This is a genomic window from Ferdinandcohnia sp. QZ13, from assembly GCF_031324165.1.
In the GTDB taxonomy this organism is placed as follows: Bacteria; Bacillota; Bacilli; order Bacillales; family Bacillaceae_L; genus Ferdinandcohnia.
Map to the genome: position 1 here is coordinate 1,880,925 of NZ_JAVIVW010000015.1, position 15,397 is coordinate 1,896,321.

Annotated in this window: 14 protein-coding genes; 4 read left to right on the forward strand and 10 right to left on the reverse strand. The window is 38.7% G+C overall.

Annotation, left to right across the window (positions count from 1 at the left end):
- Positions 1 to 84: 84 nt before the first annotated feature.
- Positions 85 to 822, reverse strand: coding sequence for an SDR family NAD(P)-dependent oxidoreductase (locus tag RGU12_RS23110; protein ID WP_309538151.1), 738 nt, complete (start codon positions 820 to 822; stop codon positions 85 to 87).
- Between the two features lie 178 nt (positions 823 to 1,000).
- Between RGU12_RS23110 and RGU12_RS23115 the strand changes: the two genes are divergently transcribed.
- A complete protein-coding gene (locus tag RGU12_RS23115; protein ID WP_309538152.1) occupies positions 1,001 to 1,603 on the forward strand; it encodes a TetR/AcrR family transcriptional regulator in 603 nt (200 codons plus the stop codon).
- A 39-nt stretch (positions 1,604 to 1,642) separates the two neighbouring features.
- On the opposite strand, the gene RGU12_RS23120 is transcribed toward RGU12_RS23115, so the two are convergent.
- The 3 genes from RGU12_RS23120 to RGU12_RS23130 form a co-directional block, all read right to left on the reverse strand.
- A complete protein-coding gene (locus RGU12_RS23120) occupies positions 1,643 to 2,218 on the reverse strand; it encodes a uracil-DNA glycosylase (protein ID WP_309538153.1) in 576 nt (191 codons plus the stop codon).
- A gap of 68 nt (positions 2,219 to 2,286) precedes the next feature.
- Positions 2,287 to 3,021 carry a sulfite exporter TauE/SafE family protein gene (locus RGU12_RS23125; protein ID WP_309538154.1) on the reverse strand — a complete coding sequence of 245 codons (735 nt, stop codon included), beginning with the start codon at positions 3,019 to 3,021 and terminating at the stop codon, positions 2,287 to 2,289.
- A 152-nt stretch (positions 3,022 to 3,173) separates the two neighbouring features.
- Positions 3,174 to 4,190, reverse strand: a complete 1,017-nt coding sequence (locus RGU12_RS23130) for a DUF1646 family protein (RefSeq protein ID WP_309538155.1) — start codon at positions 4,188 to 4,190, stop codon at positions 3,174 to 3,176.
- A 490-nt stretch (positions 4,191 to 4,680) separates the two neighbouring features.
- On the opposite strand from RGU12_RS23130, the gene RGU12_RS23135 reads away from it, so the two are divergent.
- Both RGU12_RS23135 and RGU12_RS23140 read left to right on the forward strand, forming a co-directional pair.
- Positions 4,681 to 6,081: a purine-cytosine permease family protein gene (locus tag RGU12_RS23135; RefSeq protein ID WP_309538156.1), complete on the forward strand. Its 1,401-nt coding sequence runs from the start codon at positions 4,681 to 4,683 to the stop codon at positions 6,079 to 6,081.
- A 150-nt stretch (positions 6,082 to 6,231) separates the two neighbouring features.
- Complete coding sequence (locus RGU12_RS23140) at positions 6,232 to 7,389, forward strand: pyridoxal-phosphate-dependent aminotransferase family protein (protein WP_309538157.1); 1,158 nt, start codon at positions 6,232 to 6,234, stop codon at positions 7,387 to 7,389.
- A gap of 92 nt (positions 7,390 to 7,481) precedes the next feature.
- Here the strand turns inward: RGU12_RS23140 and hprK are convergent, their stop codons facing one another.
- From hprK to RGU12_RS23155, 3 genes are all read right to left on the reverse strand, one after another.
- Positions 7,482 to 8,408 carry an HPr(Ser) kinase/phosphatase gene (hprK, locus tag RGU12_RS23145; protein WP_309538158.1) on the reverse strand — a complete coding sequence of 309 codons (927 nt, stop codon included), beginning with the start codon at positions 8,406 to 8,408 and terminating at the stop codon, positions 7,482 to 7,484.
- Between the two features lie 173 nt (positions 8,409 to 8,581).
- Positions 8,582 to 9,583, reverse strand: a complete 1,002-nt coding sequence (gene yiaK / locus RGU12_RS23150) for a 3-dehydro-L-gulonate 2-dehydrogenase (protein WP_309538160.1) — start codon at positions 9,581 to 9,583, stop codon at positions 8,582 to 8,584.
- A gap of 25 nt (positions 9,584 to 9,608) precedes the next feature.
- Entirely contained in the window at positions 9,609 to 10,451 is an 843-nt protein-coding gene (locus tag RGU12_RS23155; protein ID WP_309538161.1) for a sulfurtransferase, read from the reverse strand.
- A 148-nt stretch (positions 10,452 to 10,599) separates the two neighbouring features.
- Between RGU12_RS23155 and RGU12_RS23160 the strand changes: the two genes are divergently transcribed.
- Positions 10,600 to 12,189, forward strand: a complete 1,590-nt coding sequence (locus RGU12_RS23160) for an acetolactate synthase large subunit (protein ID WP_309538162.1) — start codon at positions 10,600 to 10,602, stop codon at positions 12,187 to 12,189.
- A gap of 94 nt (positions 12,190 to 12,283) precedes the next feature.
- On the opposite strand, the gene RGU12_RS23165 is transcribed toward RGU12_RS23160, so the two are convergent.
- From RGU12_RS23165 to RGU12_RS23175, 3 genes are all read right to left on the reverse strand, one after another.
- A complete protein-coding gene (locus RGU12_RS23165; RefSeq protein ID WP_309538163.1) occupies positions 12,284 to 13,480 on the reverse strand; it encodes a class I SAM-dependent rRNA methyltransferase in 1,197 nt (398 codons plus the stop codon).
- A gap of 112 nt (positions 13,481 to 13,592) precedes the next feature.
- Positions 13,593 to 14,195 (reverse strand): hypothetical protein, encoded by a 603-nt coding sequence (locus tag RGU12_RS23170; protein WP_309538164.1) that lies wholly within the window; start codon positions 14,193 to 14,195, stop codon positions 13,593 to 13,595.
- 14 nt (positions 14,196 to 14,209) lie between these two features.
- Positions 14,210 to 15,394, reverse strand: coding sequence for an Alp7A family actin-like protein (locus tag RGU12_RS23175; RefSeq protein ID WP_309538165.1), 1,185 nt, complete (start codon positions 15,392 to 15,394; stop codon positions 14,210 to 14,212).
- Positions 15,395 to 15,397: the final 3 nt, after the last annotated feature.

A 15,397-nucleotide genomic window follows, 5' to 3' on the forward strand; every position in this document is an offset into this window, starting at 1 on the left:
CTAGATAAAATGTGTAAACGATAATTTGAAAAAGGGCATCCGTTTGACTGGATGCCCCTTTTTCATTGATTGATTAAATTGTAATTATTGTGCAGTATACCCACCGTCAACAATTAAGCTATTTCCTGTCATGAATGAAGAATCATTACTAGCAAGGAACAATACAGCTTTCGCCATTTCTTCTGCTTGTCCAAGACGCTTCATTGGAGTCATAGTGCGTAATACCTCTTTACTCTCTTCAGGAATAATTGGTGTATCAATGAAGCCTGGGCATAAAGCATTTACACGAATATTTTTCTCAGCATATTCAAGTGCAAGTGAACGTGTTAAGTTCACTACGCCACCTTTTGCTGCGTTATATGCTGCTGATCCCGGTGAACCAACCCATCCGTACATAGAAGCAGTGTTCACGATTACGCCACCATCTGCTTTTAAGAATTCACGGATTGCTTCGCGTGCAACTAGGAAAACGCCGTCTAAGTCAACATTCACCGTATTTCTCCACTCTGAGTATTCTAATTCATGTGATGGTTGAACTCGACCAATACCTGCGTTATTGAAAACAACATCCACTTTACCAAATGCTTCAATTGTTTGTTTATAGATGTTTGCAACTTCTTCTTCACTTGTAATATTTGCCTTTACAAATAAAGCTTCTTTATTTAGCGCTTTCAATTCCGCTTCAAAAGCTTTTCCTTTTTCTTCATTTAAGTCTACAAGAACAACCTTTGCTCCTTCTTCAACGAATAAACGAGCTGTAGCCGCTCCAATTCCTGAAGCTCCTCCAGTTATAACAGCCACTTTATCTTGTAATTTCCCCATTATAAATCCTCCCCTTAATATATAATATGGATATAATGTTCTACAAACGGCATTGTCACCATTTGTTCACATTTTCATTCTACTATTTTGGTTATAGTAAACAATCATCAAAGAAAAGCAAACTGTTTAATTAGTAGACAGTTTTATCATAATTGTCTTTTTTGGGGAGGTTTTTTAAATGAATGATGAAGTAGATAACCTATCGAAACGTCGTAATCGAACAAAAGAACATCTAAAGCTCGCCTTCATCGACCTTATCAAAGAAAAGGGCTATCATTCCATTTCTGTAAAGGACATTGTGAACAAAGCTTCCTATAATCGCAGCACCTTTTATGTTCACTACCAGGATAAAATCGATTTAGCCGAGGACTTGCTAGATTCCATGATGACAGGATTGTGGAATTCTGTTGGAAAACCATATAGACCTGGACAAAAAGTATTTACATCAAAGATTGGTAAACCATCTTTTAATATCGTTTCCTACATTGATGAGCATCGGAATTTTTTTGAACTAATTAAATATGAGGACACGTTACCAGGGTTACATACAAGTTTCCCACAAACGATTTTAAAAATATATCAAGAAAAATTTATTTTTGAAACGATCAATAACATTCCTGTCAACATGGACTATTTCAAGCGGTATACGGCATATGGCTTTTACGGACTTATCCAAAATTGGATTACAAGTAACTTTAAGGAATCTCAGGAGGAGTTTATTGGGGAGGTCATTGAGTTAACCAAAACCCATATATACTCATTTAAATATACCGGCAACTAAAAAGGACAGGTTCTTCATGTGAAGGACTTGTCCTTTTTTTCAGATTTGCTTTCGAAGCTCCGATGCAACTAATTGCATATCTTCAAGAAGAAGTGCATACAAATTCGGCCTTCTTCTCGCCGCGAGTGGGTGGTATGCGACAGTTGTTTGATAACCATTCATCTGATAGAAATTTCCCCTTAATCCTTTAACTTCAAGCTCTGGATTTCCGAAAAATGACTGAACCGCAACATTACCCAAACATAAAATGAGCTTAGGTTTCTGTTCCTCCAACTGAACAAATAAATGCTTGATACAGATTTCGCGTGTCTTCTCCTTATCATAGGCGCGTTTGGGTTGTCTTTTTATAATATATGTAACATACAAATGTTCTTTATCTATTCCTGCTTCATAAGCTGCTTTCTGCAGGGTCTGCCTTGTTCCACAAATCATCGGATTGCCTTCATGATCTTCACGAGCGCCCGGATTATCCAATATAATCATAATCGGTGCTTTCGGATTTCCCTCACCCCATATCATTCTAGACCCCTGCTGATACAAGCCGCATTCCTTACAATCCTTTTGGTCTTCAGGCGTTGGATCCTCCCGCCACATAACCGGACAAAACGAATTCACATTCCTTCACACTCCTTGAGGTTAGGATAACCAAATCTGGAATATGAAAATCTAAGATAAAGAATGTATTAAAGTACATTCTCACTCACGATTTGAAAAATAAGTAGCACTGTTACAATCCTTAAAATCGGCTTAACATATTGAGGCTTTAATTTTTGTGCAATCCGCACCCCAATTTGTGCCCCTGTAAATGATCCTAACAACAATGCAATTGTAACTGGCCATATTATTTTACCAGTCGCAATATAGGTTATCGCAGCCCCAAAACAACTAGAAAACGTAGCAAGCCTTACTAATCCAACTGCACGAATATATGCGACATTTAAATGATTATATAAATAGAGCATTAACGTCCCCTGCCCAGGACCAAATAACCCATCATAAATTCCAATACTGAACAGCCCTGGGGCACTTATTTTATTGAACTTCAATGGTTCATTTCCTGTAAAATTCCCTTTTCCCACAAAGGAAACAAAAAAAGCAAACAATAGCAAAACAATTGCCACTATATACATGTTTTCAGCTGAAATCCTTGAAGCAATAAAGCCGCCACTGATCCCACCGGCTAGGCTAACAGGTATGATCCATAAAGATTCTTTTAACGAGAGTTGCTTTTTCCGCAATAAGTAGAAAAAACTTGAGAACGAACTAATTGTGTTCGAAACCTTATTCGCTCCAATCGCCGAATGAACCGGTACTCCTAATAGCAACATCGATGGCAGGCTAATTAATCCCCCACCACCTGCAAGAGTCCCTAAAGTCGTTGCACAAATCCCAATAAAAAATAGAATAATATATTCCAATTACTACCACCCCTTGTAGCTTAAGTATAGTGGCAAAAGGCTGATTAGAAAATGTAATCTTCGTTATATGAATAGATAAGTTTTTCCTATAGTAATGAACACAAAAAAAGCCACTTGCTATCAATTTAAGCAAGTAGCCTTCCTCTTTTTCTCTATCCCATAATTAACAAGTAAATAAAAAACACAACCATCATAACTAAACCAAATGGAGCACCAAATTTTGCCCATTCTTTACTGGTAATTCCAAGTTTGTTTGCCGAAATGATATTTGGAATATTTCCTGGGATTAACATTCCACCACTAATGATTAGTCCTAGTAACAAGAAGCGAATCGTTTCTGTACTCATCGATGAACTAATTTCGGCAGCCGCTAGTGTAGCATTATCAAGAACGGCTGAAATCATGTTGATCCAGTATAAAGCTCCTGGTTGTAAATGTAGTAAATACTGGTTTACTAATGGTTCATAACCAGCGCCTAGAAGAGTTAAACCCATTACGAATAAGTAAATTTTAAAAGATCGAATAATAATCTCAGAGTAGCCTTCTGCTTGGTTGTCCCCATCTAGCCCACTATCACCCTCAATTGGTTTTAAGACAAAGAATGCTACAACCCCTATCGCAAGAACAGCAACAATAACCTCAACCCCAATCAACTGAAAGAGGTAAAAAAAATTCTCATTTAATTTGTTTGTTGTTATCGTTGATAATGGTTCCCCCACTGGTGTAAGCACGGCTCCTAATCCAATCGAAAAACATGCTAGGATAACAGCTCTAATTTCAGTCTTACGATCTAAACTTAAAGTACTTACAATTGATACGAGAACGATCGCTGCAATAATAGCAGTAATCAAACTTGACAATAATCCTAAAACGACAATAATTATTGCAAGAAATAGACGAATGTCCATTTTGTGACTTACTTTTAAGATTGCCCCTTCAATTGGCTTCTTCAACCATTTGAACAACAAGCCCGCGATAAGGACTGCTAGCGTAATGAAAATGGGGTCTTTTAAGGCATGAACGAATAATTCCCCATTAAAGACGCCACTTACGAGTGCCGCTAGAAAGCCCATGACAAATAAAAAAGGTTCTAAGTTTCGTTCGATTGGCTTTACAACAAAAGGTAGAAATAAAACGAGTAGTAGAATGATAATAAGTCCAGCAGTCATAGTTTTTCCCCCAATCCCTGTGTAGTCGCGACTACTATTCAATAGTGGATTTATTGTGAAAAAATTCACATACTCTATTTGATAACGTTATCTCGACTATTTTTATTTTAACATACTTTTTAGAAGTTACTTCACTAAAATATTTCTAAGAAACACTTTTTATAACTAACATGCCTACCTTTAACCAAAATCCGAAAATTCCCATGCCCCTTCATGTCAATTATTCCTTTCGAAATGGTAATTACGCATATTTAATAGCATTTTATGTGTATAATTCGGTATTCAGGACTAATCCTAAGATATCGGCAGATTATGTCTACTAGAAACGCTTATAAGGGGTCTTATCACGAAATACGTTGGATTATCGCATTTGATTCCTTTACTTTATTATTGATATACTTAAAATCGGTTAAGCAAACCGTACGTTACTATTTATTTTTCAAGAAATATTATTGTGAAATTATTCACAAAGAAAAAGGGAGTTGATAGGATGGGATCTGTTATCCAATCGGAGCAAAATCGCAACGAAGCGTTGAGTGATGACTATTCCTTGGATAGAGTACCACTTAACAAAAGAAACATGGGTTGGTTAAGTATAACGAATATTACATTCGGAATTGCAACGGCTATTTTTTATTTTCAAATGGGAAGTGTTATGGCCCTTCAGTTTGGTGCTATTAACGCAATCATTTCCGCAATATATGCGATTATCGTTGCCGGTATTCTTGGAACATTCATTGCGTACTTATCAGCAAAGTCTGGTATGAATGTCAATTTATTATCAAGGGGTGGCGGATTCGGCTATATTGGCGCATCATTAACCTCCATTATTTATGCCACAAACTTCATCATGTATTGTGCACTTGAAGGCTTAATTTTAGTTTCCGCAGTCCACGAATTCTTACCTATTATTCCCGAATGGGCTTTAATTCTTTTCTTTGGAACCCTTGTCATTCCATTAAATTGGTTTGGAATCAAGCAATTGGATAAATTACAGAAATGGTCATTGCCGCTGTTCGGCGTTTTTTTACTTGCTGCGATAATTGTCGCTGCTATGACACCGTCCGTTTACGACGGAAGTTTCTGGACCTACATGCCAGAAAACGTTCAAGTTGGAGGAACTGCTCTTCTTCTATGTATTGGTATGCAACACGGGATTATGGGATTAACTCCCCTGCTTGCATCTGATTACGCACGTTTTCTTAAACCTAAGGACACGAAAATTGGAATATTTGCGATTGGATTTGTCCCGCAAATCTTTTGTTTCGGTGTGATGGGAGGCTTAGGTATTTGGTTTGGCGTTCGTCTTGGTGAGCCAAATCCTGGTGTCTATATCGTTACGCTTCTAGGTATGTGGGGAGCACTATTTACGATGATTACCCAAGTAAGAATTAACGTTACAAATATTTATAGTGGATCACTATCACTTTCAAATTTCTTCGAAAACATTTTTCATTTTAAACCCGGAAGACGCTTTTGGGTCGTTGTAACCGGAGTATCTGCCATCTTCTTAATGCTTACTGATATAGTCAACCATCTTGGTACAGTCTTGACCTTCCAAGGAGTTTTCCTTTTGTCTTGGGCATCTATTTTAGTTACAGATGCTGTTTTTGTTAAGAAAATATTAAAGATTGGACCTCGGTATTATGATGCTAAACAAGAGAACTTATACAAATGGAATCCCGTCGGTGTTGGGGCACTGTTAATTTCATGTAGTCTTGGTACTGTGGCTGCACTAGGATTTATGGGAACCTTTTTACAAAGTACGGCAGCATTTTTTGCTAGCATTCTAGCATCAATCCTAACTGTTATTTTAGCCATTGCTACAAAGGGAAAATATTATACAAAGAAGAGAGCCACTGATGTCAAAAAAGAAGAGTACGTCGCTTAACGTGTTAACCCTCTACATCTATGTGTAGAGGGTATTTTTTTGCAAACATTTACATTAAGCGGAATTTCACCTGAAAAATATATTAAAATAAGATATAATCAATTCTAGATATACCAATCTTATGAAAATTGCGAAATGGGGGAACTAATAATGTATCCTAATATCCTTAGACATCCTGGACCTACTCCAATTCCTAAAAAAGTGGAACTAGCAATGGCTCAGAATATGATCAGCCATCGCACTGAAGAATTTGTCAAGCTATACCGAGACACTACGGAACGTGTCAAAGCCGTTTTCGGGACGAAACAAGATATTTTACTTCTTCCTTCAGGGGGAACTGCAGCATTAGAAGCAGCTGTTGTAAATACGGTTTCCCCAGGAGACGAAGTAGTTGTCATTACAGTAGGCGCATTTGGTGATTATTTCGTTTCAATCTGCGAAAAATATGGCTTAAAGGTACATAAACTTGCAAAAAGTTGGGGTGAAGCTTGTACCAAGGAAGATCTGGTTGACTTTTTGAAACCGCTATCTACTGTTAAAGCCGTTTTTGCTACTTATAACGAAACGTCTACAGGTATATTAAATCCAATTAGTGAATTAGCAGAAGTCGTTCGCAATCATTCAGATGCTCTCTTTATCGTCGATGGTGTGAGCTGTATTGGCGGCGCCCCTGCTGAAATGGACGAATGGGGTATTGATATTTTAGTAACAGGTTCACAAAAAGCAATGATGCTTCCTCCGGGACTTGCACTTTTAGCCGTAAGTGACCGTGCTTGGAAAGTGATAGAGGCTAATCCTACTACTGCCTATTATCTAAACCTATTAAGCTATCGTGAGTGGGCATCAAAAGGAATGACACCTAATACACCAGCTATTTCGCTCATTATGGGGCTTTCCGCGGTGTGCGATTTAATTGAAGAGGAAGGCGGATTTTCTAAAACAGTTGAACGACATGAAGTCATGAAAAAAATGGTTCGGGAATCTATGAAGGCCTTATCAATTGGATTATTAACGAATGATCAATATGCGTCACCAACTATCACTGCAATCCACGCCCCTGAAGGTTTGGATCTTCCAGCCTATTTAGGACACTTAAAGAAGAAGTATCATCTTGACTTTGCAGGTGGTCTTGGCCATCTACAAGGTAAAATTTTCAGATTTGGCCATATGGGCTACTGTTTCCCAAGCGATATCCTTCAAGCCGTCTCCCTAATGGAGGCAGGTTTACAAGACTTTGGCTATCGATTTGAGCCTGGTGCTGGGGTAAATGCAGCACAACATGTTTTCTTGTCCTCATTAAGAAAGTAACTTATATAAAATGCCAGGTCCCTTTCCCTTTCATATAACGCTAGTGATAAGGGATCTGGCATTTTATCTCTTGGAATAGTGTGAAGTACTACTTATTCTTGGCTAATGTCGGCTTCAATTCTACTCATGAATTCCTCTGCCGCATTATAGCCTTGCTGCCTTAAATACCAGTTATTCGCCGCTGCCTCAATAAGACCAGCTACATCACGTCCAGGCTGGAGCTGGATTTCAATCGAAGGAATCTTAACACCCATATATTCCATTGTGTTAATTTCCTGATCCAAATCATTATACAAGCCATCTTTTTCCCATTTCGTTAAATGAATATCTAGAGAAATCCGTGTTTCATCTTGGAAAGCCTTACGTCCGTACATGCGAACCACATTTAATAATCCGATACTGCGGAGAGCCAGAAATTCTTTTGTCTTTTCATCATGTGTCCCCAGAATGGTTTGTGGGCTTAGCTTTTTCAAAACAACGATATCATCGGCTACGAGTCGGTGTCCTCTCCGAATTAGCGTATGGGCTGTCTCACTTTTTCCAACCCCTGAATTTCCACGAATCAGAATACCAATCCCAGATACATTCATGCAAACCCCATGTACAGCAATTTCTTCCGCTAATTCCTTAATCAAAAAGGCATCCAATCTTACGATAAAGTCTGAAGTAATTTCAGGTTCTTTCGTAACTAACAATGGAATCCCTTGCTCAACACAATGCTTTTTTAAATAAGTAAGTCCTTCTTCCCCACATGTAACGATAAAACAAGGAGGATGATACTGAACAACATTCCCAATCCGGATTCTACGTTCTTCTTTTGTGAGTTTATGTAAATACGTTACTTCTTTTTTTCCTAAAATTTGAACCCTCTCTGTTGGAAAAAAGTCGAAGTGGCCAACGAACTCTAGCCCTGGACGATGCACACGTGATTGGCTGATCGGATTTTTCAGCTTACTTTCACCGGCCAATACCTTTAATGAAAACTTGCGAACTAAGTCTTCTACTGTTATTTTTTTCACCCTACCATTCACCCGCCCAATAATCTTTTATTATTTGAATTATACTTTATGAATGGTGGAAGCGTCATCATGTTAGACCGTTTTTTTTCATTGAAATCGGGAGCAAATTTCCACTTTCAAATTTTTTTCAATAACACAATAAGAGCTCTCCATATGGAAAGCCCCTACTCTTCTTATAACTTTTTCACAGTTTCCCAGATTTTTTCATTGACTGGAATTCCCTCTTCAAGATTCTTCTCGCGCTCTTTTGCCGTTCTTTCACCCGGGTAAAGTATATCCGTAACACCGTCCATTTTTGCTGAAGTTTTTATATACTCAGACATATTCTTAATATAAGCATCAGCGTAATTTTCACCCGCATAGGCGATTGGGTTTATTGCAATAAATACTTGTGAAATGCCTTCATCCCTTTTATCCATTCTCATATCAAATGTAGAGCGCCCAACGGTCAATGCTGAAACCACCATATCAATCGCTATTGAAAGCCCTGAGCCTTTCCAAAAACCAGCTGGAAGAATCTCGCCACCGTTCAAAATAGCGTCTGGATCATTCGTAAGAGTACCTGCTGTATCATATCCTCCAGCAAAAGGTAGTTTCTCTCCTGCTAACGAATAGGTTTGCAGCTTCCCGTATGAGAATAGGGACTGTGCCATGTCTAATAAAACATGTTCGCCATTTTTTTGTGGGATGGATATAATCAACGGATTATTTCCAATTCGCTTTTCAGTTCCACCCCAAGGTGGCATATTAGGAAAAGTGTTCGTCATACAAATACCAATACAGCCTGCATTAGCTGCCTTCAATCCATATGTACCGCCCCGAAGCCAATGGTTTGTGTTGCTCAAGGCAACACAACCAATGCCAAATTCCCCAGCTAGTTCAACCGCTCTTTCCATTGCGATTGTTGCATTGATTGGACCAAAGCCCAGTTGCCCATCCCATTGCTCAAGCGCGCCAATCCCATTTCGTTTTTCAGGACGCATATTTGGTTTAATCGCACCTTCGTCTATCGCCTGCACAATAGAGGGAAACCTGTTCAACCCATGTGAATAGACGCCATCACGGCTATTATCAGCGATAATGGATGCAGCCGTCTCTGCCATCTCCTCTTTAAAACTTCTATTTAAAAGCACCCTTTTCAATTCACTTTTCAATTCATCATATGATACACGCATGTCCACTACTCCCCTTGCCAAAATATTAACCCTCTTTCCCTTTTGCTACTGGATTCTCCTCATAGGAAACCCAATCACTATAGCTTCCTGCATATAATCTTACATGTTTAAATCCTGCCATTTTTAAGGCAATAAAATTCGGTGTCGCTGTTACACCCGAGCCGCAATAAACGATGATCTCATCTTCCTTGTTAAGGTCTGCAAATCTCTTTTTCTGTTCGTTGCTATTTTTAAAGATACCTTGCTCCATACCTTCTACCCAGCACTTATTAATCGCCCCTGGAATATGCCCCGCAATTCGGTCTATCGGTTCAACCTCCCCTAAGTAGCGACTTTCATCCCTAGAATCTATTAAAACGGGAGACTTTTTCTTCTGGTTAACAATTTCCTTTACTTCCTCATAAGAAGCCAGCATGTCTTCGCGGATACGAACTTCAAATGAAGCAGGTTCTCCTTTCGGTACCTCCTTCGTCATCGGGTATTCCGCTTCAACCCAGCCCTTAAAACCTTCGTTTAACACATATACTTTGTTATGACCAAGATAGGTTAGCAGCCACCAAAAGCGAGATGCAAACTGCCCCTCGCCACCATCGTAGGCAACGACTATTTTTGAATGGTCGATTCCTGCCTTCTCAATTTCATGCTTAAACTGCTCCATATCTGGAAGTGGATGTCTTCCCCCATGCACTGATACAGGCGCGGACATCTGCTGTTCTAAATCAAAATAAAAGGCCCCTGGAATATGACTTTCCTGATAAAGCTGTTCCCCTTGGGTTGGATTTCCTAATGCAAACCGGCAATCGACTATTTTTACATCATTGTTTTGTAGTTGTTCAACAAGCCATTCCTTATTCACGATAAAATCCACTCAAACCGCCTCCATCTTCCAACTATTTACTGCCTATCCCCATTTTACAATTAAACATGGAAATCATTCAAAGAAGATGAAGAAAAATTGTTTTTTAATTGATTCTAGGAGAAAGATAAGGAAAACGAAGGTCGAAAGGATGATTTCAATGAAGGCAACTGATCTACTTATAGATTGCTTGGAAAATGAGGGTGTTGAGTATGTGTTTGGCATCATGGGAAAAGAAACGCTTGATCTCATGGATTCGTTGTCAAAATCAAAACAAATTACGTATATCAATGTACGTCATGAACAAGGAGCCGCTTTTATGGCCGACGTTTATGGAAGATTATCCAAAAAGGTTGGTGTTTGCCTGGCGACACTAGGACCAGGTGCTACCAATTTGATAACTGGAATAGCAAGTGCTACTCTTGACCATTCACCGGTTGTTGCGATTACGGGACAAGCAGGCTTTGAAAGACAACATAAGGAGTCCCACCAATATCTTGATATCGTGGAAATGTTTGAACCTGCCACAAAATGGAGCGTTCAAATTAAGGATTCAAAAACCATACCTAAAATAATCCGCAGGGGTTTTAGGGAAGCTCAAATGGAAAAGCCAGGCGCCGTCTTAATTGAATTGCCAGAAAATCTAGCACCAGAAAAGACTGCTTCCCAGCCATTACCGTTTATACCTATCCCAAAAAGTAAACCAACTGTGGAAGCAATGGAAGCCGCACGGATTTTAATAGAACAGAGCCAAAAGCCGGTTATAATCGTAGGAAACGGGGTAGTAAGACAAGACGCTGTGGCAGAGCTCCATACATTTGTTAAACAACTTCAATCACCTGTTATTCACAGTTTTATGGCAAAAGGAATTTTGCCCAAAGACCACCCACTTAATTATTTCACGTTTGGGTTAATGAAGAAGGATGAAGCTTTACCTTTAATAGATGAATCGGACTTACTTATTGTCATTGGGTATGATGTAATTGAGAAACCGCCTATGGATTGGAATAAAAGGAAATGTCCCATTTTGCATCTCGACCCACTCCCGGCCGAAACGGATGAATACTACCCTGTAAAAGCAGAATTAATTGGAGATTTAAATGAGACATTACAGGCACTAACTCAACTGGAACTTCCATCAAAACAATGGGTACCCACTGGGAATCTAAAAGAACGAATGGAAACCATGTATCAAATCAATCAAGATGTAAAAGGAAAACAAGCTCTATCAATCGAGAATATTCTTACCGTTATCGAATCTCATTCAACAGAAAAGACCATTGTGGTCTCTGATGTTGGGGCCCATAAGCTAGCTATCGCCCGCACCTATCCACCAAAACAAGCTGGTCGACTTATTATCTCAAATGGCTTAGCCTCAATGGGGATTGCCTTACCTGGCTCCATTGGTGCCAAACTAGCATGCCCAGATGCTCCCGTTATTTGTATTACTGGAGATGGAGGAGCTTTAATGAATATTTCAGAGTTAGAGACTGCCAATCGATTAGGGTTATCGATTATTGTGATTGTGTTAAATAATTTGACGTTAAAATTAGAGGAACAAATGATGGAGGAAAAATTTTATCACAGCTTCGGAGCCAACTTTGGAAACCCCGACTTTCTGAAACTTGCCGAAAGCTTTGGGGTAAAGGGAGTTAGACCGACTCATTTGAATGAGTTCGACCAAGTTTTGAAGGAAGCAATAAATAGTGATGAAGAACTTTTACTGATCGATATTCAAATGCCAAGTTAATAAAACAAAATGGGGATGGCTATTCTGCATCAAAGCAAAATAACCATCCCTTTTTTCAAAATATCTTTAATTTCCCGGAACCAGATTGCTTCATCTAACCATTAATCTTTTCGATAAACACAACCTTAAGATAATTTCCTTCTTTAAACTCCCTAATTGTTTGGAAATCCCGAGGTAATGAAAATTCTTCGACCATTTTATATTTGCTGTTACTTTCCTTAAATGCCGTATCAATAAAACCTTTAAATTTTTTCATATCAAATGACGCACTATTTGTTGAAGCGACAATGACCCCATTCTTCTCCGTTATCGCAATTGCTTCCTTCAAGAGATTCTTATAATCTTTTTCGGCACTAAAGGTAAACTTCTTTGACCTCGCAAAGCTTGGGGGATCCAGGATTACCATATCAAATTTCAAACCTTTTTTACCCGCATATTTAAAATAATGGAAAACATCTTCCACGATAATATCATGGGCTTCATAATCAATGCCATTTACACTAAACTGCTCAATCGTCTTTGGTAAACTACGATTAGCCAGATCAACACTGGTTGTCTTTGCAGCCCCACCCAATGCCGCAAAAACAGAAAATGCCCCGGTATAAGAAAAGGTATTTAATACGGTTTTCCCTTTTGCATATTTATCACGAATGGTTCTTCTTACATCCCGCTGGTCGAGAAATACCCCAACCATCGCTTCCTCATTAAAATAAACAGCAAAATGAACCCCGTTCTCTTTTACAAGAATCGGAAATTGGCCTCTTTCACCTGCCACAAACCCGTCTTCTTCAACAAATTTCCCATCTGCACGAAACCTTTTTTTCTGGTAAATCGCTTTATACTGAACAAGATTTTTTAGTGATGTAAGCACATGGTCGAAATATCTATAAATTCCTTTGCTATACCAATTAATTAAGTAATAACCGTCAAAATAGTCAATGGTGAAGCCACCGATTCCGTCCCCTTCTCCATTAAATACTCGAAAGGCGTTCGTTTCCTTATCTTGAAAAAAAGACCTTCTTTTATCTAGGGCTGATTTAAGCTTCCTTTCAAAAAATGATTGGTCAATCTTTTCATCCTTGTTCCTCGTAAGCACCCAACCATACCCTTTATTTTGCTTACCGTAATAGCCCTTACCTATAAATGCATCATGTTCATCAACAAGGTTAATAAGTACTCCTTCTTCTAAAGAACCGATGTTATTCATTACTTGCTTTGTAATCAGAGGATATCCTCCCCTATACTTATTCACAAGATTTGATTTTACCTTTATACTCAATTCCGTTCCCATAATCTCCATCCTTATCTCTAACCTGCTTTTTCCTTATGATACCTTTCCCGAAGTCATTTTAAAAGGGGACAGTCCCACGTTACCTTAAAGTAACGAAGAACTGCCCCTTTTTTTACTTATTCATCGCAGAAAGGAAATCCCCTAATAGGCTATCTAAATCGGATACATCCTCATCCTTTTCTTCTTCAATTGAGTTATCTTGCTTTGCTGTTTCCCAGTTAAATTGATTTAATTCATCCTCGAACGTATCACTATCATTCGTATCACTATCATTAATAGAGGTAGTTTCATCCTCCTCCTGTGAAGCTGCAATTTGCATCTCATTAGTCGCAACTTCCTCTTGGAGGTACAAAGCCTCGTCCAGATCCAAGGAATTGCTATTTAACGAAGCAAGTAGCGCAGTTGCACGAACTGGATCTGATAAGAGATGATAAATGATACTTCCAAGTAAGGCCTCGGAGTGCTCATGCTTTAGCCAGTTCCGCTGTGATTTACTTAAAGTCTGAGGGAGTGGAACCGTAATGACTTCTCTCTCCTTTGAGTAGGACTGGCCAACACCCTGCATGACGAATTCGGCAATTTTACTTGAAAAATTCCTTCGCTCGGTTTCCTTTAATTTTTGTAGATGCTTTAATAAATGATCAGGTGTATCGGATGGTACGCGAAATGATATCGCTTGGCCCCTTTTCACCTCGGTTGAGGTAGACTTTTTCATAGAATCACCTTATTCTATTTCTTTACTGGCTCTTTCACCGGCTCTTGTGATACCTTTTGCTTCTCATTCTTCCTTACATAATCCGTTATAAGCTTATAATAAGCGTTCGCCATCATCCAAATGCTCTCTTTTTCATCTTCAAAGAATTCAATATTATAGCCATCCAGATTATTATTTAACGTTTTGATATAATCCTTTAATACAATGGACCCACCACCAACAAAATAGCAAATTTCCGTTTGCGAGTTTTTTAACCATACATTGCGGAGTAACCGATATTGCTTTTTCGCTAATTCGAGCAGAATTCGATCTGTTATGTCATGAACACTTGTCCTGCTCCCCTTTACCATAATATGATTACGGTTATTTTTTCTTGTGATAATTTCAACTACATCTCGGCGACTATCTAATTCTATTCCGTGCTTGGAGCGGATTTCTTCTCTAATGGCTTCCAATGATTCAGATACCCCAAGATTAAAGCCTTGAGCCTTATCATCATCGACCGTTCGGTTTCGAATAACCGCAATATCTGTTGAGAGTCCGCCAATATCTTGGATTAAAATTCGTTTATCAATTAAATCCTTATTGATTACCTTCAAATTATTATCCATTACCAGATTAATATAAGCGGCAAAGCCTTCAGGATAAATTTTAACTTCATTAAATTTAATATTTACCTTTAGCCCTTGGTATCTTGGTGTTACAAGAAATTCCACCTGATGAACGGAACCAGTTAACTTTGATCGGTATCCAGCATCCTTTCCTTCCTTTACTTCTCGAAGCGGTAATCCTGTTCCCAACGTGTAATTCGCATCAATCACATTTTTTGAACGTGGAAAAGAAGCCGTGTTTTCTTCACTTACCGCATCCAATGCCAAAGTTGCAAAAAGCATAATCAATGTTTGATCTTCTTCTGATTTGCTGCTCCCTGGGTCCAATTCTGAAGCACTGCCACTTTTTGTCGCCAAATGGCCAACACGATAAATCACGTTATTTTCCTTTAAAGCAGGGGAGTGGACCTTAATATGTATTCCTTCCAGTGGGTCCTTACTATTTAATTCTTCTATTCCAATTATTGGACGATCCTCCGTGTCTCTAGCGATTATATTAGGTATATTTAATTCGTAATCTAGCTCTCCGAAGATCGCCTTTATAGAGTCATTTCCAACATCAACTGCTGCAATTCTAGACATAGACATTCA

Excerpts from the sequence above, each read along its gene's own strand:
- RGU12_RS23110 (WP_309538151.1), bottom strand. The coding sequence starts at position 822 with ATGGGGAAATTACAAGATAAAGTGGCTGTTATAACTGGAGGAGCTTCA.
- RGU12_RS23115 (WP_309538152.1), top strand. The coding sequence starts at position 1,001 with ATGAATGATGAAGTAGATAACCTATCGAAACGTCGTAATCGAACAAAA.
- RGU12_RS23130 (WP_309538155.1), bottom strand. The coding sequence starts at position 4,190 with ATGACTGCTGGACTTATTATCATTCTACTACTCGTTTTATTTCTACCT.
- RGU12_RS23135 (WP_309538156.1), top strand. The coding sequence starts at position 4,681 with ATGGGATCTGTTATCCAATCGGAGCAAAATCGCAACGAAGCGTTGAGT.
- RGU12_RS23140 (WP_309538157.1), top strand. The coding sequence starts at position 6,232 with ATGTATCCTAATATCCTTAGACATCCTGGACCTACTCCAATTCCTAAA.
- yiaK (WP_309538160.1), bottom strand. The coding sequence starts at position 9,583 with ATGCGTGTATCATATGATGAATTGAAAAGTGAATTGAAAAGGGTGCTT.
- RGU12_RS23160 (WP_309538162.1), top strand. The coding sequence starts at position 10,600 with ATGAAGGCAACTGATCTACTTATAGATTGCTTGGAAAATGAGGGTGTT.
- RGU12_RS23165 (WP_309538163.1), bottom strand. The coding sequence starts at position 13,480 with ATGGGAACGGAATTGAGTATAAAGGTAAAATCAAATCTTGTGAATAAG.
- RGU12_RS23170 (WP_309538164.1), bottom strand. The coding sequence starts at position 14,195 with ATGAAAAAGTCTACCTCAACCGAGGTGAAAAGGGGCCAAGCGATATCA.
- RGU12_RS23175 (WP_309538165.1), bottom strand. The coding sequence starts at position 15,394 with ATGTCTATGTCTAGAATTGCAGCAGTTGATGTTGGAAATGACTCTATA.